Annotated in this window: 19 protein-coding genes; 8 read left to right on the forward strand and 11 right to left on the reverse strand. The window is 64.0% G+C overall.

Translation table 11 applies throughout. From position 1 onward, the window contains the following. Positions 1–54 precede the first annotated feature (54 nt). Both RMET_RS25495 and RMET_RS25500 read right to left on the reverse strand, forming a co-directional pair. Complete coding sequence (locus tag RMET_RS25495; RefSeq protein ID WP_011519391.1) at positions 55–2,526, reverse strand: CoA transferase; 2,472 nt, start codon at positions 2,524–2,526, stop codon at positions 55–57. A gap of 82 nt (positions 2,527–2,608) precedes the next feature. Further along, a complete protein-coding gene (locus RMET_RS25500) occupies positions 2,609–5,935 on the reverse strand; it encodes an acetyl-CoA carboxylase family protein (RefSeq protein WP_029310077.1) in 3,327 nt (1,108 codons plus the stop codon). A gap of 147 nt (positions 5,936–6,082) precedes the next feature. Here RMET_RS25500 and RMET_RS25505 point away from each other — a divergent pair, with 147 nt between their 5' ends. Genes RMET_RS25505 through RMET_RS25520 form a run of 4 tightly spaced genes read left to right on the forward strand, consistent with a single transcriptional unit; the run spans position 6,083 to position 10,565 of the window. Continuing rightward, a complete protein-coding gene (locus RMET_RS25505; protein ID WP_011875634.1) occupies positions 6,083–7,765 on the forward strand; it encodes a Mu transposase C-terminal domain-containing protein in 1,683 nt (560 codons plus the stop codon). 2 nt (positions 7,766–7,767) lie between these two features. Beyond that, positions 7,768–8,676 (forward strand): TniB family NTP-binding protein, encoded by a 909-nt coding sequence (locus RMET_RS25510; RefSeq protein WP_009687862.1) that lies wholly within the window; start codon positions 7,768–7,770, stop codon positions 8,674–8,676. Continuing rightward, a complete protein-coding gene (locus RMET_RS25515; RefSeq protein WP_011517528.1) occupies positions 8,673–9,890 on the forward strand; it encodes a TniQ family protein in 1,218 nt (405 codons plus the stop codon). Before RMET_RS25510 ends, RMET_RS25515 begins: the two co-directional genes overlap by 4 nt. 60 nt (positions 9,891–9,950) lie before the next feature. Further along, complete coding sequence (locus RMET_RS25520) at positions 9,951–10,565, forward strand: recombinase family protein (RefSeq protein ID WP_011517527.1); 615 nt, start codon at positions 9,951–9,953, stop codon at positions 10,563–10,565. 66 nt (positions 10,566–10,631) lie between these two features. Here RMET_RS25520 and RMET_RS25525 read toward each other — a convergent pair whose 3' ends face one another. The 8 genes from RMET_RS25525 to RMET_RS25560 all read right to left on the reverse strand — a co-directional run bounded on the left by RMET_RS25525 (position 10,632) and on the right by RMET_RS25560 (position 16,196). Then, entirely contained in the window at positions 10,632–11,063 is a 432-nt protein-coding gene (locus tag RMET_RS25525; RefSeq protein WP_005797960.1) for an EamA family transporter, read from the reverse strand. Positions 11,064–11,091: 28 nt separating this feature from the next. Then, positions 11,092–12,444, reverse strand: coding sequence for an ATP-binding protein (locus RMET_RS25530; protein ID WP_029310059.1), 1,353 nt, complete (start codon positions 12,442–12,444; stop codon positions 11,092–11,094). After that, positions 12,420–13,085 carry a response regulator transcription factor gene (locus tag RMET_RS25535; RefSeq protein WP_005797956.1) on the reverse strand — a complete coding sequence of 222 codons (666 nt, stop codon included), beginning with the start codon at positions 13,083–13,085 and terminating at the stop codon, positions 12,420–12,422. Before RMET_RS25535 ends, RMET_RS25530 begins: the two co-directional genes overlap by 25 nt. 22 nt (positions 13,086–13,107) lie before the next feature. After that, a complete protein-coding gene (locus RMET_RS25540) occupies positions 13,108–13,866 on the reverse strand; it encodes a COG4705 family protein (protein WP_005797954.1) in 759 nt (252 codons plus the stop codon). A 9-nt stretch (positions 13,867–13,875) separates the two neighbouring features. Continuing rightward, positions 13,876–14,325: a hypothetical protein gene (locus tag RMET_RS25545; protein ID WP_005797953.1), complete on the reverse strand. Its 450-nt coding sequence runs from the start codon at positions 14,323–14,325 to the stop codon at positions 13,876–13,878. Between the two features lie 29 nt (positions 14,326–14,354). Further along, positions 14,355–15,137, reverse strand: a complete 783-nt coding sequence (locus RMET_RS25550) for a COG4705 family protein (protein ID WP_005797951.1) — start codon at positions 15,135–15,137, stop codon at positions 14,355–14,357. 70 nt (positions 15,138–15,207) lie between these two features. After that, on the reverse strand, positions 15,208–15,804 hold the full coding sequence (locus tag RMET_RS25555) for an undecaprenyl-diphosphatase (RefSeq protein ID WP_011517526.1): 597 nt from the start codon (positions 15,802–15,804) through the stop codon (positions 15,208–15,210). Between the two features lie 56 nt (positions 15,805–15,860). After that, the gene (locus RMET_RS25560; protein ID WP_011517525.1) at positions 15,861–16,196 is read right to left on the reverse strand and encodes a PepSY domain-containing protein; all 336 of its coding nucleotides are present in this window, start codon (positions 16,194–16,196) and stop codon (positions 15,861–15,863) included. A 123-nt stretch (positions 16,197–16,319) separates the two neighbouring features. On the opposite strand from RMET_RS25560, the gene RMET_RS25565 reads away from it, so the two are divergent. Further along, complete coding sequence (locus tag RMET_RS25565) at positions 16,320–17,087, forward strand: DMT family transporter (RefSeq protein WP_011519394.1); 768 nt, start codon at positions 16,320–16,322, stop codon at positions 17,085–17,087. A 6-nt stretch (positions 17,088–17,093) separates the two neighbouring features. On the opposite strand, the gene RMET_RS25570 is transcribed toward RMET_RS25565, so the two are convergent. Continuing rightward, entirely contained in the window at positions 17,094–18,401 is a 1,308-nt protein-coding gene (locus tag RMET_RS25570) for a cation:proton antiporter (protein ID WP_011519395.1), read from the reverse strand. Positions 18,402–18,760: 359 nt separating this feature from the next. Here RMET_RS25570 and RMET_RS25575 point away from each other — a divergent pair, with 359 nt between their 5' ends. The 3 genes from RMET_RS25575 to RMET_RS25585 all read left to right on the forward strand — a co-directional run bounded on the left by RMET_RS25575 (position 18,761) and on the right by RMET_RS25585 (position 22,456). Further along, the gene (locus RMET_RS25575; RefSeq protein WP_011519396.1) at positions 18,761–19,474 is read left to right on the forward strand and encodes a response regulator transcription factor; all 714 of its coding nucleotides are present in this window, start codon (positions 18,761–18,763) and stop codon (positions 19,472–19,474) included. Further along, the gene (locus tag RMET_RS25580) at positions 19,471–21,468 is read left to right on the forward strand and encodes a sensor histidine kinase (protein ID WP_029310134.1); all 1,998 of its coding nucleotides are present in this window, start codon (positions 19,471–19,473) and stop codon (positions 21,466–21,468) included. The genes RMET_RS25575 and RMET_RS25580 overlap by 4 nt, the downstream gene beginning before the upstream one ends. A 175-nt stretch (positions 21,469–21,643) precedes the next feature. Continuing rightward, positions 21,644–22,456: a MetQ/NlpA family ABC transporter substrate-binding protein gene (locus RMET_RS25585; RefSeq protein WP_011519398.1), complete on the forward strand. Its 813-nt coding sequence runs from the start codon at positions 21,644–21,646 to the stop codon at positions 22,454–22,456. Positions 22,457–22,852: the final 396 nt, after the last annotated feature.

Raw genomic sequence — 22,852 nt, forward strand, 5'->3', positions numbered from 1 at the left:
GTGTCTCCTTGTCGTTCTCGATGTCGTTCTCGGTGGTCCTGCTGAGTTCCTGCGTCATGCGCGCCCCTTCGATACCTTGGGCTGCGCGGTTTTCCCTGTCACGCCAATACGCTCCAGTTCCGCGATCTGAGCCGGGCCGAGCGCGAGCACGCGCGCCAGCACCGATTCAGTGTGCTCGCCAAGCGTTGGGGCGGCATATCGGATTGCCTGCGGCTCGCTGCCCGTGCGGAACCAGGCGGTCGTGGCCCGGTACGGCCCGCTATGGGCACGGTCAATGTCGCGCCAGAATCCGCGTGCGTGCAGATGGGCATCCTGAAGTACCTGCGACATGGGACGCACCACGCCCGCCGGGATACCGGCGTGCTGCAGCGTCTGCATCGCAGCCTCGGGATCGCGGCCCGCGCACCAGGCGCTGATTGCCGCGTCGATCTCACTCCCCCGCGCGCGTCGGCCAGACACGCTGGCGAGTTGCGCATCAGCGGCGAGATCGTCGCGCTCGATAACGCGGCAAAGGGCGGGCCAGTGTGCGTCCGTGGCAGACAGGACGACCCACGCATCGTCCCCGTCGCAGCGGAAGCACCCATACGGAAACAGCATCGGATGACGATTGCCCTGGCGTGGCGATACCGCTCCGGAGATCGACTGCTCGATCATGAACGGCGCGGCCATCGGCAGCATGGCCTCCACCTGCGACAGGTTGACGTGCCGCCCCGCGCCCGTGGCCTGCTGCGCGAAAAGCGCCAGCAGCATCGCCGCGCCCGCGTTCAGCCCGCCAATCGGGTCGCCATAGGCATAGGAGGTCATGGCGGGCGGCCCATCCGGGTGTCCGGTGTAGAGCGGCAGCCCGCTGGCCTGCTCGAGCGTGCCGCCGTAGGCCCGGGTGTTGCTCCACGCGTTACCGAGTCCGAAGGCCGGCATCGACACCATGACCAACCGCTTGTTCCGGGCGCGCAAGGCCTCGTAGTCGAGCCCGAGCTTCGGCAACACCTCCGCCGAGTAGTTCTCGATGACAGCGTCCGCGCCCTCTACCAGTTCGAGCAACAGCCGCTTGCCCTCCTCGCGCGTCAGATCGAGCGTGATGCCCTGCTTGTTGCGGTTCATCAGGTTGAAATTCGAGTTCTTCTCGTACAACCGCTCCCGATAGAACTCCTCGGTAAAGTTCGCGCCGCGCCACCAGTCGGGGTAGCTCGTGCTCTCGACCTTGATGACCTCGGCGCCGAAATCGGCCAGCGTGCGCGATGCAAGCGGCCCGGCCCAGCCCATCGTCAGGTCGATGACACGGATTCCTTCCAGCGGCCCCTTGGCCGTGGTGGCGCGTTGAAACTGGCGCAGCGGTCGATGATCGAGACCCGACGCACGATAGAACGCATCGTCCGCGCCCTTCAGCGGCGCGTCGCCACCGGCCAGCGGACCGGCTGCGTCGAGCCGGAGTGGCACCACGGGACCTTCGAACGTCGTCCCGCCGATTCGTACCGGCACGAACGCCCTACGCTCCCGGTGCACCGCCTGGCCGAGCAGTTCCTGCATCGTTGGCACCAGTACGGTGGGATGCTTCATGTCCCCGAGCAGCTCGAACCATTCCTGCGCAGTTCGCGTGCGGAACGCCGGGATCAGGATCGCGTCGATCTCGTCGGCCCGGTTCATGCGCTCCTGCCCGTTCGCGAAACGCGGGTCGCGGGCCAGTTCGGGCCGTCCGATGGCTTCGCACAGCGCCGTCCACTGCGGCAGCGTGTGCGTGAAGATGCCGATCCAGCCCGATGCGGTCTCGTAGATACCGGCCGGATGCGTGCCGCAGAAGCGGTTGACGCCCAAACGGCGCAGCGGGTGCCGCTTGTCGGGCACCATGCCGGCTTCCATCTCGACCACGCTGAACACCGCTTCGTGCAGGCTCAGCACATAGCGACGGCTGCCTTGCGCCCCGCCGATCAGGGCGGCCACCGCAGCCGAGTACGCCATCAGCCCACCCACGATCGCGGTCTGTACGTCATGCGGCATGTGCGGCGGCCCGTCCACCGGACCGCTTCCGTGCACAGCGCCGGCCAGGCAACGGCACACGGCTTCCGAACCCGCGAACTCGCTATATGGCCCGCTTTCACCGAACCACGTGAGCGCGACCTCGATTGGCTCGTGTCCCCCTTTACAGTCTGCGTCTGCGGCCGCGGCCCAGACGGGTGCGGACAGCACGCCCACGCCTTCGGTCAGCGCGCGGGCATCGAGAACGACATCGCAGGTTCTTGCCAGCCGGGCAAGCCACGCGCGGTCAGCGGCATCCGCCGAATCAGCGGTCACGCTGCGCTTGTTGGTGTTCAGCCAGGCGAAGAGCGCGCTCTCCGGCGGCGCTTCGGCACTGGAAACCAGCGGCGGCATCTGCCGCCAGACATCGCCCTCCGGGCGCTCGACCTTGATGACTTCGGCGCCGAAATCGGCGAACAACTTGCCCGCGTACGCAAGCGCCGGACCCGTGCCGACCTCGAGTACGCGCAGCCCACCCAGCGCAAGCGGCGCCGGGGCAGCAGCATCCTTCATCTTGAATCCCTCGCGTGTGGACGTGGATCGGGCCTGCCGAACAGTGCCCGCGTTTCACTCATCACAGTGACAATCACCACGCTCACCATGCATCGACGAACGACTGGCGCGCCCTGCGGCTGCGAACGTCGGCCGAGGCAATGCCCTGGGCGATCCATTTGCGCGTCTCGGCCGGGTCGATCACGGCATCGATCTCCACTGCAGCGGCCGTGTTGATCGCGTGGCCACGCTCGTAGGACTGCGCCACCAGTTTGTCGAACAGCGCCTTGCGCTCCGGGCCATCGGGCACCGCTTCGAGTTCCTTCTTGAAGCCGAGCCTGACCGCGCCCTCCAGCCCCATCGGACCGAATTCGCCGGTCGGCCACGAGATCGTGAAGTTTGCCGAGCGGAAGCCACCGCCTGCCATCGCCATCGCGCCGAGGCCGTAGCCCTTGCGCAGCGTGACGGCCAGCAGCGCCACGCGCAGCTTGGCAGCAGCCAGGAACATCCGCGACACGTGACGCACCTGGGCCTGGGCCTCGATCTCGGGTCCGACCATGAACCCCGGGGTATCAATCAGCGAGATGATCGGCAAGCCATGCGCATCGCAGAGTTGCATGAAACGCGTTGCCTTGTCCGCGGCATCCGCGTCGATCGCGCCACCAAGGTGATACGGGTTGTTGGCCATGATGCCGACCGGCTGCCCCTCCACACGGGCCAGTGCGGTGTGAATGCCCGCGCCGAACCCGCCGCGCAGCATCAGCACGCTGCCGACGTCGGCGATGCCTTCGATGGCCTTGCGGGTGTCGTACACGCGCAGGCGGTTCTCGGGCACGACCTGGCGCAACGCCAGCGCGTCAGGCGCGCTCCAGTGCGTCACGCGGCCCTGGAACATCGACAGGTAGTGCTTGGCGACCACCACGGCCTCGGCCTCATTCTCGACCAGCACGTCGACCACGCCATTGGCGAACTGCACCGACGCGGGACCCACGTCTTCCGGACGGAAGATGCCAAGGCCACCGCCCTCGATCATGGCCGGCCCGGCCATGCCGATGTTCGCCGAGCGATCGGCAATGATCACGTCGCAGCAGCCCAGGAACGCGGCATTGCCGGCAAAGCAACGGCCCGACACGATGCCGACCACCGGCACGTGTCCGCTGAGTTCGGCAAACGCCGCGAACGACGGCTGATACAGGCCGGAGACGGACGGAAAATCCACGTCACCAGGCCGCCCGCCGCCGCCTTCGGCAAACAGCACGAGCGGCAGTTCGTCACGGAGCGCCACCTCGACGATGCGGTCCGTCTTGATGTGATTGCGCTTGCCCTGCGTGCCGGCCAGCACCGTGGCGTCGTACGCCATCACCGCGCTGCGCGCCCGTTCCTTCGCGACCAGTTCCCGGTTGATCTCGCCGATACCGGTGATCAGGCCATCCGCGGGCGTGTTGACGATCAGGTCTTCCTTGCTGCGGCGGGATGCCTGCGCGGCCAGCGCGAGCGCGCCATATTCCACGAAGGAGTCGCCATCGCACAGGTCGGCGATGTTCTCCCGCGCCGTGCGCTGCCCGCGCGAACGGCGTTTGGCCACCGCATCGGGACGCGCCGCGTCATACAGATAGGCGTGCCGGTCCAGCACACGCTGCAGATCCGCACGGATCGCATTCGGATCGACATTCCGCGCGGCATCCACGGCCACGCCGTCGGCCTCTGCCTGCTCGAGCACGATCAGCATGTGGCCTTCGGACACCAGCGCACCCTTCTCCGGGCGCAGATCGACCACACGGCCCGCGCACGGCGCGACAATCGCATGCTCCATCTTCATCGCATCTAGCACGGCCACCGTCTGCCCAGGCTTGACGATCTCGTCCAGTTGCACCGGGATGTCGACCACGCGGCCAGTCAGCGGCGCGCGGATCGCCACGAGCCCTTCTTCCAGTTCCTCTTCAGCCTCCGGCGCGCGGGTCGCGTGGCTCGCGTGGACGGGCGTTGCATGGGATGCGCCGCCGAAACGCGCGTCCTGCGCGCGCTCGGCTTCGGCGATGGTTTCCGCCGACGCCATCAGCGCCGGCAGGATCGACTCGAAAAGACGCGTGTGGACGTCCTGCGTCAGGAAGTCCTCGCGTTGGGCAAGCGCCCGCAACAGGTTGAGGTTGGTCGGCACGCCAACGATGCGGAATTCCGCGAGACTGCGCTGCAGCCGGCGCACGGCAGCTTCGAACCCGGGTGCGGCGCTGCTTACGATCAGCTTGGCCAGCAGGGTGTCGAAGTTCGGCGACGGCTCGTAGCCGGCGTAGCCGTGGGAGTCCACCCGCACATCCGGACCGGCGGGCGGCTCGAAGCGCTCCAGACGGCCAAATGCCGGACGCGCAAGCCCTTGCGCATCGGTCATTTCGGCATTGACGCGCACCTGGATCGCATAGCCCCGGGGTTGCGGCGGCGAAGCCGGATCGAGCCCAAGTTCGACGAGCGTCCGCCCGGAGGCCAGCCCGATCTGCAGCGCCACGAGATCCACGCCGGTCACCTGCTCGGTGATGGTGTGCTCCACCTGCAGCCGGGGATTGGCTTCGATAAAGACGAAGCGCTTCTGCTCGCCCGACTCGCTTTCCTCGACCAGAAATTCGAACGTGCCCAGGCTCTGGTAGTTGACGCGACGCGCCAGCCGCAGCGCGGCCTTGATAATCTCCGCGCGCAGCTCCGGCTTGAGCACCGGGCTCGGGGCAATCTCCACCAGTTTCTGGAAACGGCGCTGCAGCGTGCAGTCCCGCTCGCCCAGCGCAATAACGTGCTGGCCGTCGCCAGCGATCTGCACTTCGATATGGCGTGCCCGGCTGACCAGCCGCTCGGCGTACAGCGCATCCACGCCAAACGCGGAACTGGCCTCGGACCGGCAGCGCGCATAGGCCTCCGCCAGATCCTCGCGTCTGCGCACCACGCGCATGCCGCGCCCGCCGCCACCGCCAACCGCCTTGATGACAATGCCGGCGTCGCCCTGTGCATCGAAGAAGCGTTCGATCTCCTCCAGGGACGCGCCGCCATGCGTGGCGGGCATGACCGGCACGTCGCACTCGGCCGCCAATTGCAGCGCGCGGCCCTTGTCGCCGAACAGCGCGAGATGCTCGACCGTCGGTCCGATGAACCGGATGCCGGCATCGATGCACGCCTGCGCAAAATCGGCCCGCTCACTCAGAAAGCCGTAGCCCGGGTGTACGGCATCGCTGCCCGATGCCTTCGCGGCAGCGATGATTCCCGCGATGTCGATGTACGCAGCAGGGCCCGCACCGTCCAGCGCAATCGCTTCGTCGGCCAGCATCCGATGGCGGCAGCCCGCGTCGTCCTGCGAGTACACCGCGACGGTGCCAATATCCAGGTCGCGTGCGGCGCGCTGGACGCGCAATGCAATCTCTCCGCGGTTGGCGATCAACAGCTTCTTCAATTCAGTTGTCATTTTCAGAAGACGACTGCACCATTCAGCGCGGTTTGAAGCCTCTTGTGCATACGGCTCCTGACAGCCAGATATCAGGACTCCTCTGCACGAAACTCGTCTATGCTCAATACTCGTGTGCACCAAAGCGAGATGAGCATGGCGACCGATACCGCACCGATTACCGAGCACGGCGTGGCCACCCTGCCAGAACAGGCATGGGAGCGTGCGCGTCGTCGCGCGGAGATCATTGGGCCGTTGGCGCAGTCGGAGACGGTTGGGCATGAAGCGGCCGACGCGGCAGCCCAGGCATTGGGGCTGTCCCGGCGGCAGGTCTACGTCCTGATCCGCCGTGCCCGGCTAGGATCGGGGCTGGTCACTGACTTGGCTCTTGGGCAGTCGAGCGGTGGCAAAGGTAAAGGCCGCTTGCCGGAGTCGGTCGAACGAATCATCCGCGAGTTACTGCAAAAGCGCTTCCTGACCAAGCAGAAGCGTAGCTTGGCGGCGTTCCACCGCGAAGTTGTGCGGGCGTGCAAGCTGCAAAAGCTGCGGGTGCCGGCGCGCAACACGGTGGCTCTGCGGATCGCCGGCCTCGATCCGCGCGAGGTCACTCACCGCCGGGAAGGACAAGATGCCGCCCGCGACCTGCAAGGTGTTGGTGGTGTTCCGCCACCCGTCTCCGCGCCGCTGGAGCAGGTGCAGATCGACCACACAGTCATCGACCTGATCGTGGTGGACGAGCGCGACCGGCAACCGATTGGCCGTCCATACCTGACCCTCGCCATCGACGTATTCACCCGCTGCGTGGTTGGCATGGTCGTTACGCTGGAAGCCCCGTCCGCCGTCTCGGTCGGCTTGTGCTTGGTGCATGCCGCCTGCGACAAGCGCCCTTGGTTGGAAGGGTTGAACGTAGAGATGGATTGGCCGATGAGCGGCAAGCCCAGACTGCTCTACTTGGACAACGCGGCTGAGTTCAAGAGCGAGGCGCTGCGCCGTGGCTGCGAGCAGCATGGCATCCGGTTGGACTATCGCCCGCTTGGGCAGCCGCACTACGGCGGTATCGTGGAACGGATCATCGGCACGGCGATGCAGATGATCCACGACGAATTGCCGGGGACGACCTTCTCCAATCCTGACCAGCGCGGGGAATACGCCTCCGAGAAGATGGCCGCCCTGACACTGCGCGAGCTGGAGCGCTGGCTCACATTGGCGGTCGGCACCTATCACGGCTCCGTGCACAACGGCCTGCTCCAACCGCCGGCCGCGCGCTGGGCCGAAGCTATCACGCGGACCGGCGTGCCAACCGTCATCACTCGCGCTACGGCTTTTCTGGTCGATTTTCTGCCCATCATCCGCCGCACGCTGACCCGCACCGGCTTCGTCATCGACCACATCCACTACTACGCCGATGCGCTCAAGCCGTGGATAGCTCGGCGGGACCGCTTGCCTGCGTTCCTGATCCGGCGCGACCCGCGCGACATCAGCCGCATATGGGTGCTGGAACCAGAGGGGCAGCACTACCTGGAAATTCCCTACCGTACCTTGTCGCACCCGGCTGTCACCCTCTGGGAACAACGACAGGCGCTGGCGAAATTGCGGCAGCAAGGGCGCGAACAGGTGGATGAGTCGGCGTTGTTCCGCATGATCGGCCAGATGCGCGAAATCGTTACCACCGCGCAGAAGGCTACGCGCAAGGCGCGGCGCGACGCGGATCGACGCCAGCATCTCAAGGCAACGGCAACGCCTGTCAAAACCACGCCACCACCGGGCGCTGACATGGATGGGCAGCAGGCAGACAACCAGCCGCCGGCCAAACCGTTCGACCAGATTGAGGAGTGGTAGCCGTGGAAGAATATCCCATCATCGACTTGTCCCACCTGCTGCCGGCGGCCCAGGGCTTGGCCCGTCTCCCGGCGGACGAACGCATCCATCGCCTTCGCGCCGACCGCTGGATCGGCTATCCGCGAGCAGTCGAGGCGCTGAACCGGCTGGAAATCCTGTATACGTGGCCAAACAAGCAACGCATGCCCAACCTGCTGCTGGTCGGCCCGACCAACAACGGCAAGTCGATGATCGTCGAGAAGTTCCGGCGCACGCATCCGGCCAGAGCCGACGCCGACCAGGAGCACATTCCGGTACTGGTCGTGCAGATGCCATCCGAACCGTCGGTAATCCGCTTCTACGTCGCGCTGCTCGCGGCGATGGGTGCGCCATTGCGACCGCGCCCACGGCTGCCAGAAATGGAACAACTGGCGCTGGCACTGCTGCGCAAGGTCGGCGTGCGCATGCTGGTGATCGACGAGTTGCACAACGTCCTGGCCGGTAACAGCGTCAATCGCCGGGAATTCCTCAATCTCCTGCGCTTCCTCGGCAATGAACTGCGCATCCCACTGGTCGGGGTCGGCACGCGCGACGCCTACCTGGCCATCCGCTCCGATGACCAGTTGGAAAATCGCTTCGAGCCGATGATGCTGCCGGTATGGGAGGCCAATCACGATTGCTGCTCACTGCTGGCCAGTTTCGCCGCTTCGCTTCCACTGCGGCGACCCTCGTCGATTGCCACGCTGGACATGGCCCGCTACCTGCTCACACGCAGCGAGGGCACCATCGGCGAACTGGCGCACTTGCTGATGGCGGCGGCCATCGTCGCCGTGGAGAGCGGCGAGGAAGCGATCAACCATCGCACGCTGAGCATGGCCGATTACACCGGTCCCAGCGAGCGGCGGCGGCAATTCGAGCGGGAACTGATGTGAAGCCAGCGCCACGCTGGCCACTGCATCCGGCCCCCAGAGAAGGCGAAGCCTTGTCTTCGTGGCTCAACCGCGTGGCCCTTTGCTATCACATGGAGGTGTCCGAGCTGCTGGAGCACGATCTTGGTCACGCTCAGGTTGATGACCTGGATACCGCGCCACCACTGGCGCTGTTGGCGATGCTCTCCCAGCGGAGCGGCATCGAGCCGGACCGGCTGCGTTGCATGAGTTTCGCCGGCTGGGTGCCTTGGCTACTGGACAGCCTTGATGATCAGATTCCAGACGCATTGGAAACCTATGCGTTCCAGCTCTCGGTGCTGCTGCCGAAACTCCGCCGTAGGACGCGATCCATCACGAGCTGGCGTGCCTGGCTGCCCAGCCAGCCGATACATCGCGCCTGTCCTCTCTGTCTGAACGACCCGGCAAACCAAGCCGTACTGCTTGCATGGAAGCTGCCCCTGATGCTGAGCTGCCCGCTGCATGGCTGCTGGCTGGAATCCTATTGGGGCGTGCCTGGGCGGTTTCTCGGCTGGGAGAACGCCGACACTGCGTCGCGCACCGCCAGCGACGCGATTGCAGTGATGGACCGGCGTACCTGGCAGGCACTGACGACCGGCCATGTGGAACTGCCGTGCCGACGCATCCACGCTGGATTGTGGTTTCGACTGCTACGCACGCTGCTCGATGAGCTGAACACCCCGCTTTCGGCGTGCGGAACCTACGCGGGGTATCTCCGCCAAGTCTGGCAAGGCTGCGGGCATCCGCTGCGTGCTGGGCAAAGTCTGTGGCGACCGTATGAAACCCTGAACCCGGCAATACGGTTGCAGATGCTGGAGGCGGCGGCAACGGCAATCAGCTTGATCGAGGTGAGGGATATCAGCCCGCCAGGCGAGCATGCAAAGCTGTTCTGGTCCGAGCTCCAAACCGGGTTCACCAGTGGTCTGCCGGCGAAACCGCCGAAGCCCGAACCCGTCAATCATTGGCAACGGGCGGTCCAAGCTATCAGTGAGGCGATCATTGAAGCCCGGCACGACCCCGAGACGGCACGCTCGCTGTTCGCGTTGGCTTCCTATGGTCGGCGCGATCCCGCTTCCCTGGAACAGTTGCGCGCCACCTTTGCAAAGGAAGGCATTCCCCCGGAATTTCTGTCACATTACGAGGCTGATGGACCCTTTGCATGTCTTAGACAGAATGACGGGTTAAGTGACAAATTTTGACGACCAGAACTTTCCGGTGCACACTGTCACATAATCGAACGTATATGTGACAGGTGCAAGATGCTGATTGGCTACATGCGGGTATCGAAAGCAGACGGCTCACAGGCCACCGACTTGCAGCGTGATGCACTGATCGCTGCCGGCGTCGATCCGGCCCATCTCTACGAGGATCAAGCGTCGGGCAAACGCGAGGATCGTCCCGGCCTGTTGAGCTGCCTGAAGGCGCTACGACCGGGGGATACGTTGATGGTGTGGAAACTTGACCGGCTCGGGCGCGATCTGCGGCATCTCATCAACACCGTGCATGACCTGACCGGGCGAGGCATCGGTCTGAAAGTGTTGACTGGGCACGGTGCAGCCATTGACACCACGACGGCCGCCGGCAAGTTGGTCTTCGGCATCTTCGCCGCGCTGGCCGAGTTCGAGCGCGAACTGATTACCGAGCGCACGATTGCAGGATTGGCTTCGGCGAGGGCGCGCGGTAGGAAGGGCGGCCGGCCCTTCAAGATGACTGCCGCCAAGTTGCGGCTGGCGATGGCCGCTATGGGGCAGCCCGAAACCAAGGTCGGCGATCTATGTCAGGAACTGGGCATCACAAGACAGACCTTGTATCGGCACATTTCGCCGAAGGGCGAGTTGCGCCTTGATGGCGAGAAACTGCTCAGTCAAATTTGATGACAGGACAGCGGTTACTGTAGACGAATCGTGACGACTGGTTGAGTCAGTATGTCCTACCTGTTATCACTTGAACGCCAATAACAGAACGCCTCCGGCGACCATCGAAATGCCGGACCACTCCCTCAGTGACGGGCGTTCGCCCAAAAAGGCGAAAGCAAATACCGCCACCAGGACAAGACTGAGTTTATCCACTGGCGCAACCTTGGATGCATCGCCAATCTTGAGTGCGCGGAAGTAGCAGACCCACGATGCCCCTGTCGCCAAGCCGGACAGCCCGAGAAAAAGCCATGTCTTGGGTGATAACTCCAAGGGGTTGGTCCATTTCCCCGTGTAGGCAACAAACGCCGACAGGACGACGATGATGATGGCCGTGCGGATCAAGGTGGCCAGATCGGAATCAACTCCCTGAATGCCAACCTTGGCAAAAATAGCCGTCAGTGCCGCAAGGATAGCGGACAGCAAAGCCCAATAAAACCACCCCGCCGAATTAACCATTTAGCCTGCCTCCGCGTTTCTCAAACCGCTACCGCATGGGAGCGATAACGGCAACATTTAAGCCAGTTTGCTTCTCTTGATCTGAGAAGTCGAGGCGGATTTCAGCACCGATGCGATTGGCAATCGTCTGGACAATGGATAGTCCCAGACCCGAGCCGATCTGCTCGCTCCCCAGCGTGCGGTAGAAGGGATCAAACACTCGATCCCGTTCAGCCAACGGAATGCCAGGCCCACTGTCCTGAATACGTAGTACGACCTTCCCTTCCGAAACACCCACAGAAAGATCAACACGCCCTCCCTCTGGCGTGTAGCGGATGGCGTTATCGACTAGGTTCTTGACCACAGCGATCATGTCCAGCTCGCTTGCCCACACTTCGGCGTCCAGCGCGCCTTCGACACCGATGTCGATGTGCTTGGCCTCGGCCAGCGGCATGAGGTCTTCCAGCACGCGGCGGTAGATGCTCTGGACAGATACAGGCGACTTCGGCAGGTCGGTGGCCGACTGTGCCTTGGCCAAGGTCAAGAGTTGATCGAGCAGGCTGCGGCCGCGCTCGATCCCTTGGCGCAAAACCGTCAGCCGTTCGCGCGCCACGCTGGACATTTCCGCTTCCGCGAGCCGTTCTGCTTGCAGCGACATGGCTGTCAGCGGCGAACGTAGCTCGTGCGCGGCATCCGCCACAAAGCGGCGCTGAGATTCCATCGACTGGCTGACACGAGCGAGCAGGCGATTGATCGCCACGACAAACGGACGTACCTCGACCGGAAGGTGGCGGTCTTCGACGGGATGCAGTTCCTGCTCTGCCCGCTGGTCTATTTCCTTGGACAGCGCCGCGATGGGCTGGAACATCTTGCGCACCAGGTCAGCAACGATCAACAGCAGCACCGGCACGAGAATCAAGAAAGGCATCACCGTGCGCAGTGCCCCGTCGCGGGCAATTTCATTGCGGAAACCGGACTCCTGAGCCACAGCAATGCGTTCGCCGCTCGCCGTGGTCTTGACCAGCACGCGAAACGTCTCGCCACCAACTTCCAGCGTGTGCAATCCATCCGCCAAGGTCGCCGGGAGCGGGAGCACGCCTCCTGCATCCACGCCTACCGTAGAGGGACTGACCTCACCCAAGCGCTGGACGATCACGCGCGACTCTTCATCGACATCCTTGAGACGGATATCGGTGGTTGGCACGGCAGGCAACAAGCGCTGGCGATCCATGAGCTGCGCCACCTGGCGCAGTACATCGTCCTGTAGTTCGTGCGCTTCATCGAAGGCGGACAGGAACGAGAATACGCCCGCCACAACGGCCACCACGAGGATGGCCAGCGACAAGGTGAAGGACAGCTTGAGCTGAACTGATTCGTTCAAGCGCCTTTTGAGACCATCCATCCGACCCCCCTGACGTTCTTGATGACCTCGCCACCGAGCTTGCGCCGCAGTGCGTGGATTAGATATTCGACGGCATTGCTTTCGACTTCTTCCCCCCAGCCATAGATGCGATCCTCCAGTTCGCTGCGCGAAAGGATGGCACCAGGCCGAACCAGCAAGGCTTGCAGTAACGAGAACTCGCGGTTGGACAGTTGCACTTGGGGGCCATCATTGGCACAAGCCTCTTTGGTGGCCGGGTCAAGCGTCACCACGCCGTTGCTGAGCACGGGAGCTGCCGTGCCACCTTTGCGCCTCAGGACGGCGCGCATCCGGGCCAGCAGTTCCGCCATCTGAAAGGGCTTGGACACATAGTCGTCGGCCCCGCCATCCAGGCCGCGCAGGCGATCATCCAGACCATCGCGAGCCGTGATGATGAGCAGGGGAACCGGGTTGTCCTTGGCTCGGATGCTGGCCAGCACCTCCAGCCCATCCTTTCCGGGCAGACCGAGGTCGAGTAGCACCAGGTCGTAATGCTGGCAGCCCAGCGTGGTGAGCGCCGTCTGCCCGTCCTTCACCCAGTCGGCGGCGTAGGACGCATCCTTCAATGCGCCCTGGATCGCGTCACCGATCATGGGATCGTCTTCGACAAGCAATACCCGCATTCCCCCTCCGTTCAATCGTTGTTCAATGTGCCGTCCTGGCTGCTCTCTGCCTGAACAGCAGGATCGCAGTCAGCATGAAGGCCAACAGTGCGGCCGATGCCGAATAGCGGCTCAACGCCAGACCACCCGCGCTCAGTGGCTTGTCCAGAAAATCCCCGACCACGGCACCCAGCGGGCGAGTCAGGATGAACGCCGCCCAGAACAGCAGCGTGCGGGACACGCTCGTCCAGTAGTAGGCTGCCACGACCAGCGCGAGCAGCCCGCCGAACACGACGGCCGCACCCGTGTAGCCCAAGCCCGCCGTGTCGGCTGTCCAGTCGCCTAACGCGGTGCCCAGCGTTTGGGAGAACATGATCGTCAGCCAGTAGAAGGCTTCTGCCTTGGGCGAGCTGACCGTGCTCACCGACACGGAGCCGAGGGTGCGATGCCAGACGAAGAGCGAGCCGAGCAGCAAGGCCAGCAGCAAGCTCGAACCTCCAGCGTACCCGATTCCCAGCGATCGATCCGCAAAATCGGCCAATGTCGTGCCGACCGTGGTCGTGGCGATGATGGTTGTCCAGTACAGGAAGGGATGGAAGCCTTTGGCCTTGACCTGCGCGACGACGGCAGCCAGGAAGATCGCCGCGAAGATGGCTGTACCGACCAGGTAGCCCAGGTTCATGGACATCGAAACCGCATCACCGCCAGTTTCACCGAGCGTCGTGGCGGCAATCTTGATGAGCCAGAAGCCCAGCGTGACTTCGGGCACCTTGGCCAGCGCGTGTTCAGTGGATGTTTTCATGGGGCGCGCTCACTTTCCTTCGAGCGTGTTAAAGGTTTTCAGCAGGGCATCCATCGCAGCCTTGCAGTCAGCCTGGCTTGGCGTGTCTGCGCGAAGCGTCGCAAGCGACTTGTCGATGGCCTTGTCGAGCAGATGCCAGTCATCTGCCGCGCGCGGTTTGAGTCCGGCTTCGGCCGAATCCCATGCGACTTCCAAGTCCTTGATGCGTGACTTGGCAGCAGGCAGATCGCCCTTGTCAACGATGGCGGCGACATCAGTGGCGATGCTGCGGAAGGCCGACAGGTCGCCCAGCTTGGATGCAGTTTTGACTTGCAAGGCCGAGACAGTCTGGGCCGGTGTAGTTGATGCCGAGCTTGCGTTGTTCTGATCGGCAGATTTGGAACAACCAGCCGCGAGGACCACGAGCACGGCGGCCGAAATGGCGGCAACAGGGCGAGCGATTGAGTGCTTTATGAGCATGTTTTTCTCCTTGTGTAGAGCGAAGATGGTTATTCGACGAGCTGGGCCGAGCGGCGTCCATTCATGCCGATCTGCGCGACGGCCACCAGCATGACGATCACCGTGAGGAACAAGGCGCTTGTCCACATGGCACCCATGCCAAGGCCGCCATAGGTCTTGGCCTGAGTCAGCAAGTCGCCGAGTGCGGCCCCGAAGGGGCGGGTCAATATGTAGGCGATCCAGAAGGTCAGAACGGCGTTGCCGCCCATGCGCCAGGCGGTATAGGTGATGCCAATCAGCACACCGAACGCCACCGCGCCCCAGGTAAAGCCCAAGCCCAATGCCTCGGTCGCCAAATCGCCAGCAGCCGTGCCCAGCGCGAACGTGCAGAGGATGGCAGCCCAATAGAACAGCTCCCGGCTGCGCGTCACAATGTCGTGAATGGACAGGGTGCGCTCGATCCGATACCAGACGAAGAAGATCGCGGCGAGCGCAACGGCGAACGCCGAGGTGCTGATGTACAGGCTGACGCCAAGGCCATCGGTCAGCAGATCGGTGATCTGGGTGCCGACCACGCTGACCAGTACCACCGTCAGCCAGTAAATCCAAGGGGTATAGCGTCGGGTGCGCAACTGCATGAACAAGGCGGCCGCCAACAGGGCAGCCATGACGGTTCGAGTCACGCCTTGCCCCCACCCTGCGTTGACCGCCAGGAAATCGGCTCCCGTCTCGCCCACCGTGGTGGACATGATCTTGATGATCCAGAACGACAGCGCGACTTCCGGGACTTTATTGAGCCAGCCAGTGGTGCTGCTCGTGGGCAATTTGTTCATGGTGTTCTCCTGCCGGGGGTGAAATGGTTTGCCAGCAGTTTGAACATGCTGACTTAGCCCGCCCATAGGCTCACTCGCGCACCCATCCAAGCGCGATCAACCCGCTGAAAAGCCGCCGATGGATTCCGGTGGAAAGTTGATAACTTGGCAATAGATACCAGTGTGCTTCACGTAACGTCAGCCAGGCACAGATTGCAGCAACGGCGATGGCCCCGAGCATGTCGAATGGGAAGTGCACTCCAAGGTAGATGCGCGCCCAGGCAATGGGAACGCCCAGCAAAGCCAAAGTCACGCCTGCAATTCGTGGGCCTCGTTGCAGCGCGAGGCTGAAGGCAACCGCCCACCACAGCGTCAGGTGATCGCTTGGGAAAGACGAATCGGCAACATGAGGGATGAGGGTGTGACCCAGGCCGATCATGAAAGGTCGAGGATGCAACCAAGCCAGGCCGATGATCTGGTTGATGAGCAGGCCCAGCAATCCCGATGCGCTAGCAACGAGCATCGTCTTGCGGGTAGGCTCGCCGCCGCGAAGCCAGCCGATGCCGATCAGGAGTGGAACCGCCCAGATGAGCTGTTCGGCAAAGAAGGTGGCCAACGTCAGAGCCAAAGCACTGGGATGCTCCGGTGCGTTGAGCCAGAGAAAAAATGTATGGTTGAGTGATTCCATGAGGTCTCCGGGCCGGATCGCCTCCGAGGGAAACGATCCGGCCATACTGTCGGGAGTCAGTCCCGCTTGTCGTGGTCATCATCGTGATCCGCCTTGTCCTCGGTAGACGAGATGACCGTGCCCTTGTCGGCATCGACCCGGACATCGAAGACCTTGGCCCCGCTGACGACTTCCACGTCGTAGACCCAGCCTTGCTTCGAGTTCTCGTACTCGGCGCGTGACGCCTTGCCATTGGCGTGCTGCTCGGCGACGGTGACCGCCTGAGTGAGGGGAATCTTGGCCTTGCTGATTGCCAGTGCGTCGTTTTCCATACCGCCATTGGCGGCGTAGGCGACCGCGCCGGTTGCAGCGATGGCGACGGCCAGAAGGGAAAGTTTGGTATAGCGGTACATGATGCTTCTCCAGAAGAGTGCAGGGATTTGCACAGTGGAGAAGGTACGCAGGCAGACTTAGCTCGCACTGAGCCGGGAAGTTTTCGCTCTCGCCGATGTAGTGTTATCGACTCCTGACAATTGGTGCAGTCGTCTTCTGAAAATGACAGCTATCTCCGTCCCGGCAGAATCAGCCGGCGGCAACTGGCGCTGGCAGTCGCTGGCGGCCTGGCCATCGTCGCCAACTGGCTGTTGCTGTTCTCGGCCTACTCCGGCGCGTCTATTTCCATCGCCACGGCGGTCTACAACACGCAGCCGTTCATGCTCGTTGGCCTCGGCGCATTGTTCCTTGGCGAGCGCCTGACGCTCGCCAGGTTCGGATGGCTCGTGCTGGCGTTCGGCGGCATGCTGCTGATCGTGCGTGCGGGGCCCGATGCCGGCGCCATGGATGGGCGCTATCTGGTCGGGATCCTGCTGGCACTGGGCGCCGCGTTCTGCTACGCGCTGGCCGCGCTGATCGCCAAGAAGCTCAAGGATGTCCCGCCGCACCTGATCGCGCTGATTCACGTGATCGTCGGCACGGTGACGCTGCTCCCGATGAGCCTGCAAGCGGACTGGCCCACCGGCGCCGCAACATGGACGACGCTGGTCACGCTCGGCTTCGTGCATACCGGCGTGATGTACATCCTGCTGTATGGCGCCATCCAGAAACTGTCCACCTCGCTGACCGGCGCGTTGTCGTTCATCTATCCGATCGTGGCCATCCTGGTGGACCGGCTCGCGTTCGGCCATCACCTGCACCCGTCGCAGATCGCCGGCGCCACGCTGATCCTGCTGGCCGCCGCGGGCATGACGATGGGATGGTCGTGGCGCAAGCGCCTGCCGTCGGCCGCGCGCAAGCCGTCCGCCTGACCGCGGTCAATCGACTTCGATCGCGGCCGGCCTTCGCCCACCCGGCGCCGCCACACCGAGCCAACGGGCGAAGAGCTTGAGCGTCAGCCCGTTGAAGAACAGGTTCAGCAGCACGAAGCCCGCTGCCATGGCCGCCGCGAAATGACGGGTGTCTGGCGCCAGGTCCTGATTCCGGGCCAGGCAGATGGCCAGTGTCAGCGTCACGGGACCACGCACGCCACCCCAGGCAATCAGCAACTGGTGCGAGACCGGCAACGGTTTGCAGATGCCAATCCGGCTCATCATCGGCATGCTCACGGACAAGATGCCGAACCGGCTCGCCACCGCCGCGACCAGCACGAGCAGCAGGATGACGACGTCGATCATGCGCAGGTCGTCGAGCAGCGACGGCACGTGTGCTGTCGCCAGCAGCAACACGCTGGCGCTGGCAATAGTGGCCTGATAGAGCCACAACTGGCGAAACAGCTTGACGTGCGATGCAGGGCGCCGCGAAAGCATGATCCGCCCGACCACGAGCCCCGCGCACACCACCGCCGCCACGCCCGACACATGCAGCACGCGCTCCGCGAACGGATAGATCAGGTTAGGCAACGCGAGCGATAGCGAGTACTCGGCGAACGGCGGGCTGCGCATCGCGCCCGACACGAACACCAACACCACGCCCACGAGCCAGCCGACCGCGCAACCGCCAAGCAGCGAGAGAAGAAACTGGGCCAGCGGAAAATGCGCGGCATCGTGTGTCGGCATGACCGAAATCACGCCCGTCAGCAAGGTTGTGATCGCAATCGCGGCGGCATCGTTGAACAGGCTCTCGCCTTCGACCAGCCGAATCAGCCGCGCCGGCGCGCCACTGCTCTGGAACAGGCCGATGACCGTGGACGGATCGGTGGTGCTGACGATCGCACCGAGCAAGAGGCAGGCGATCAGTCCCTGCCCGCTGGTCAGGTAAGCCACCGCGCCGACGCTCAGCGTTGCCGCGACCACGGCGCCGATGGCCAGCAGCAGGATTGGGCCGAGGTCGGCGACGAACCCTGAACTATCGACCTCGATTGCCGCCTGAAACAGGATTGGCGGCAGGAAGATCCAGAGATAGGCCTCGGGCGGCATGGCCGGCGACAGGAACGGCGCGATAGTATTCGCTGCGAATGCGGGCGCGACATGCTCTAGCGCCACATAGCCGAAGCCGATAGTGACGCCGGCGGCGGTCAGGATGATCGGGTCGGGCAACCGCACACGTTGTGCGATGACATGGCAAATGGCGATGAAGAACAGCAGCACGCCGACTCGCGTAGTCAGTTCAATGGCAACGTCCAAGGTTGGGCTCCTGATACGGATGGGGAGTTGGCTGAGGGCGCTGGCGGCTCTTCCTGCACTATTGCGGGACGAGCATTGAGTAGTCCGGTTAGATGCACGGCTGGCGGCCAAGATTCTGCCGATTCGCGCAATTCCGCATTGCAGAGTGACGGCGGAGTCGTGTAAAGCCCCGCGCTGCAAGGCTGGGCGGGGTATTGCCGCCCACCGGTGACCGTATGCGATCCGCCACAACCCCTGCGTGGCATTGACCGTGCGGGTCGCCGTCGCTAGGATAGCCCGGCGCCAGCCCTTGCCTGGCCGGCGCGGCAAACGGCGCGGCAGGCCGGACTGCGCAACCGAAGTGGCCGATCGACCAGACCATGACCCACCAGCCCCCGGCGATGGACGCGGATATCCGCGTGATGCTTGTAGAAGACGACCCGGCCACCAGTGCCCGCCTGACTTCCGCGCTTGCCAGCGTGCCCGGCATCCATGTGATGGCGACCTGCCAGAACCGCGTCAGCGCCTGCGAGTGGCTGACCGTCAATACGCCCGATGTGGTGCTGTGCGACCTGGGCCTGCCCGATGGCTCCGGCATCGACGTGATCCGCTTTGCCCGGCGCCGGCACCCACACTGCGAGTGCATGGTCATCACCATGTTCGGTGATGAGGCCAATGTGCTGGCCAGCATCTCGGCCGGGGCCACCGGCTATCTGCTCAAGGACGCTTCCGACGAAGACCTGCGTGCCTCTGTGCGCGAGCTTCGCGCAGGCGGCTCTCCGATGAGTCCCGTGATCGCCCGCCGCGTCATTAACCGGTTGCGCGATGCGAACATCCCTGCCCCGCGCGCCGTCCGTGCGGAACCGGCGACGCCGTTGTTACCAGAGGCCGTTGTTGCGCTCTCCGCGCGGGAGTCCGAGATTCTCGACCTCGTCGCGCGCGGCTACACGTATGCGGAGATCGCCCGGCACCTGTCCATCAGCGTGAATACGGTGGCGGCCCACATCCGCAACATCTACGGCAAGTTGGCCGTGAACTCGCGCTCCGAGGCGGTTTTCGAAGCCCACAAGCTTGGTCTGCTGAAATCGATGTGAGCCGCACGGTGATCGCGCGCCTCACTCCCGCCCCGCGCTCCCAGCGCTCCTCGCGATGGATCGCCCTGCTGCTCGGCTTCGTCACCCTGGCCGCGCTGATGCTGGCCGCGTGCTCGCCCGTCGGCGACGACAAGCGCGAAGACAAGCGCGAAGACGCCACCAACGCCTCCACACAGATCTTCAGGCAAGCCGATGGCACATTCGGCGCGATCCACTGCAGCGGCGGCGCAAACGCACACGACAACGCCGCTGGCAGCACTGGCTCGCCATCCGCACCGGTCTCGCTGCCGTACTACTGGGACCGCGAATTGCCGCGCCAGAGTGGCACCGCCACTTTCCGCATCCGCTTTCCCCATGAGGCTGGCGGCCGCGAAGGTCTGGGGTTCTACCTCGCACGCGCGGCCAACAGCTTCGAGATGCGCCTGAACGGCAAGCTGCTGGCCACTGCCGGAGACCTTTGCGCGCCGGCCCTGTATGGCGGACAGCGTCCGCTCCATGTGCCCGTGCCGCAGGCCATGCTGCAGCCTGACAACGAACTGGTGGTCACGATCTCCGCCCGGGCGGACGCGCGTGGCGGTCTGTCGGCGATCGAGTTCGGGCCCGATAGCGTGACGCGCGCGCACTATGACCGCGCGCTCTGGTTCCGCGTGATCGGCCCGCTGGTCATTGCGGCTGTCAGCCTGGTGCTGGCCGGTATCTCGCTGATGATCTGGTGGCGGCAGCGCGATCCGCTGTTCGGACTCTATGCGCTGGCGGAGATCGCCTGGGCCATCAGCCTGGCCGAATTCTTCCTGACCGACGCGCCGCTGCCGCGTGGTCTCTGGCAGGTCATCATCCTCTCCGGCCGCGCCGTCTTCATGCTGGCCACCGCGAAGTTCGCATTCATCGTCATCGACGTGCGCGCGCGCTGGCCGCGCTGGCTGGTCAACGGGTATCTGTGGCTCAAGCTGCCATTGATCCTGCTGATGGCCAGCGTGCTCAGCGTGCCCTACCTGAAGCTGGCCGACTGGGCGGTCAACGTGGTGATGGCCTGCTGCGTCGGCGGCGCGCTGGTGTGGTCGGCATGGCGTCGCCCCAATCGCGAGCGCATCGTGCTGGCCGGCGCGCTTGGGCTTGCCACGGCGCTCACGCTGGCGGATTTCATCCGGATCACCATGATCGGCGACTTCTACTGGGAAACCGCCCTGACGAAGTACGTGTCGTTGCTGTTCAGCCTGGCGATGGCATGGCTGCTGGTGGAACGCTTCACCGGTACCAGCCGGATGCTGGCGGACCTCAATCGCGATCTGGATCGGAAGGTGGCGCAGAAGGAAGACGAACTGCGACAGCTCTACGCCCGCTCGCGCGAGATCGAACGCGAACAGGCCGCGATGAAGGAACGTGGCCGCATCATGCGCGACATGCACGATGGGCTCGGCAGCACGCTGGTTGGCGCCCTCAGCCTGGTGCGTTCGGGTCAGACCTCGTCGCCGGTCATGCAGAAGCACCTGCAGCAGGCCCTCGACGCGCTGAAGCTCTCGGTCGACGCGATGCAGGACACCGGTGGAGACCTGGCAGCCGTGCTCGGCACGCTGCGCTACCGCCTGCGTGAACGGCTCGAAGCGGCGGGCATGACAGTGGACTGGCAGGTGGACCGTCTGCCAGAATTGAAAGGACTCACGCCCCAGATCGTGCGGGAGTTGCAGTACCTGCTACTCGAAGCGTTCTCGAACGCCATGCAATACGCGCCGGGCGGCGTGATCAAGGTCATTGCGCGCAGCCTGCCCGACGATGCCGACGCGATCGTCATCGAGATTCGCGACAGCGGACCGGGGTTCGATACCACGGCTGCGTCGCAAGGTCATGGGTTGGCCAATATGCGCAGCCGCGCGGCCAGCATCGGCGGCGAACTGCAAATCGAATCGTCGCCCCACGGCACGGCCGTGCGCCTGCTGCTGCGTCCGGATCGCTGGACGGATACCGCGATGTCGCGACCCGAGACAGACCCGGCCTGAACGCTCCCTGAACGCTCCCTGTCGCGCCACACCGCCGCCCATATACGCCTGACGCATAAGCGTATGTCTGCTTGATCGTTCTCCCCGCGGCGGGTCGGCCATACAATGGCCCGACGCCATGGCACATGCCACGACGACATCCATCAAGAACAACAGGGCCAGAAGGGAGAAGACGATGAAGCTGGGCAAGGGACTACGTCTGTTCACCGCGCTGCTTGCGGTAACGGTGATGCAGGCTGCAGGAGCAGCGGACCCCGACAAGAAGGAGATCCGCTTCGGCGCCACCGCCGGCCCCTATGCCGACCAGATCCGCTACGGGGTCAAGCCGATCCTCGAGCAGCAGGGCTACAAAGTCACCATCATCGAGTTCAGCGACTACGTCCAACCGAATCTGGCGCTGGCCGACGGCGCCATCGACGCCAATGCGTTCCAGCATGTGGTCTATCTGAAAAAATTCTCGAGCGACCGCAAGCTGGCGCTCTCCGAGATCGTCCAGGTTCCCACCGCGCCGATCGGCATCTATAGCCGCAAGCACAAGTCGCTGGCCGAGGTGAAGACCGGCGCCACCGTATCGCTGCCCAATGACCCCACCAACCTGGCGCGGGCCATCGCGATCCTGCAGCAGATCGGCTGGGTCACGCTCAAACCCGGCACCGATGCCGTGCGCGCCTCCGAGCGCGACATCGACGGTAACCCGCACAAGCTTAAGCTGATTCAACTGGAAGCAGCGCAACTGCCGCGCTCGCTGGACGATGTGGACTATGCCTTCGTGAACGGGAATTTCGCGCTGGCCGCCGGCCTGAAACTCACCACCGCGCTGGCGCTTGAAAAGATTCCGGACTACTACATGAACCTGGTCGCCGTCAGGACCAGCGATCTGAACCGGCCTTATGTCGCGGACATTCGCGAGGCCTATCGTTCACAGGCATTCAAGCAGGTTACGCAGCAACGGTTCGCGGGATTCGTTGCGCCGGCATATCAACGTTGATGTGGCACGTGTCGGGCTGGTCAGCCAGCCCGGCTCTTCAGGGATGCCTGGAGTCCGATCGTCAGGGATTACCTGCCGCTTTCGGCGGCCAGAGACGATAACCCGGAAGTTTTAACCCTCGTCGCTACCTTCGGGGTCAGCCCGGCGGGGCTCGTACCGCCAGATTCTCGAAGCGTTCTCGGATCTGCCCCATGACATGCCACGGTTCAAGAACGAGGTCCTGCGAACCGCGCTCGGCATCGTCGCCACGTATGGGCAGAAGTAACGCCGCCCTCTTGCCAACGGCCCGTGTCCGCCGGGCACGTAGCCATCTTCCCGTCACGCTACACAGGTAAAACGTCCCGGAGCATCAGGCCCTCGCCTCCAGAAGGCGGGCCTGCGGATGGAAACAAGCGC

Origin of the sequence: Cupriavidus metallidurans CH34 (assembly GCF_000196015.1) — a bacterium.
GTDB lineage: Bacteria > Pseudomonadota > Gammaproteobacteria > Burkholderiales > Burkholderiaceae > Cupriavidus > Cupriavidus metallidurans.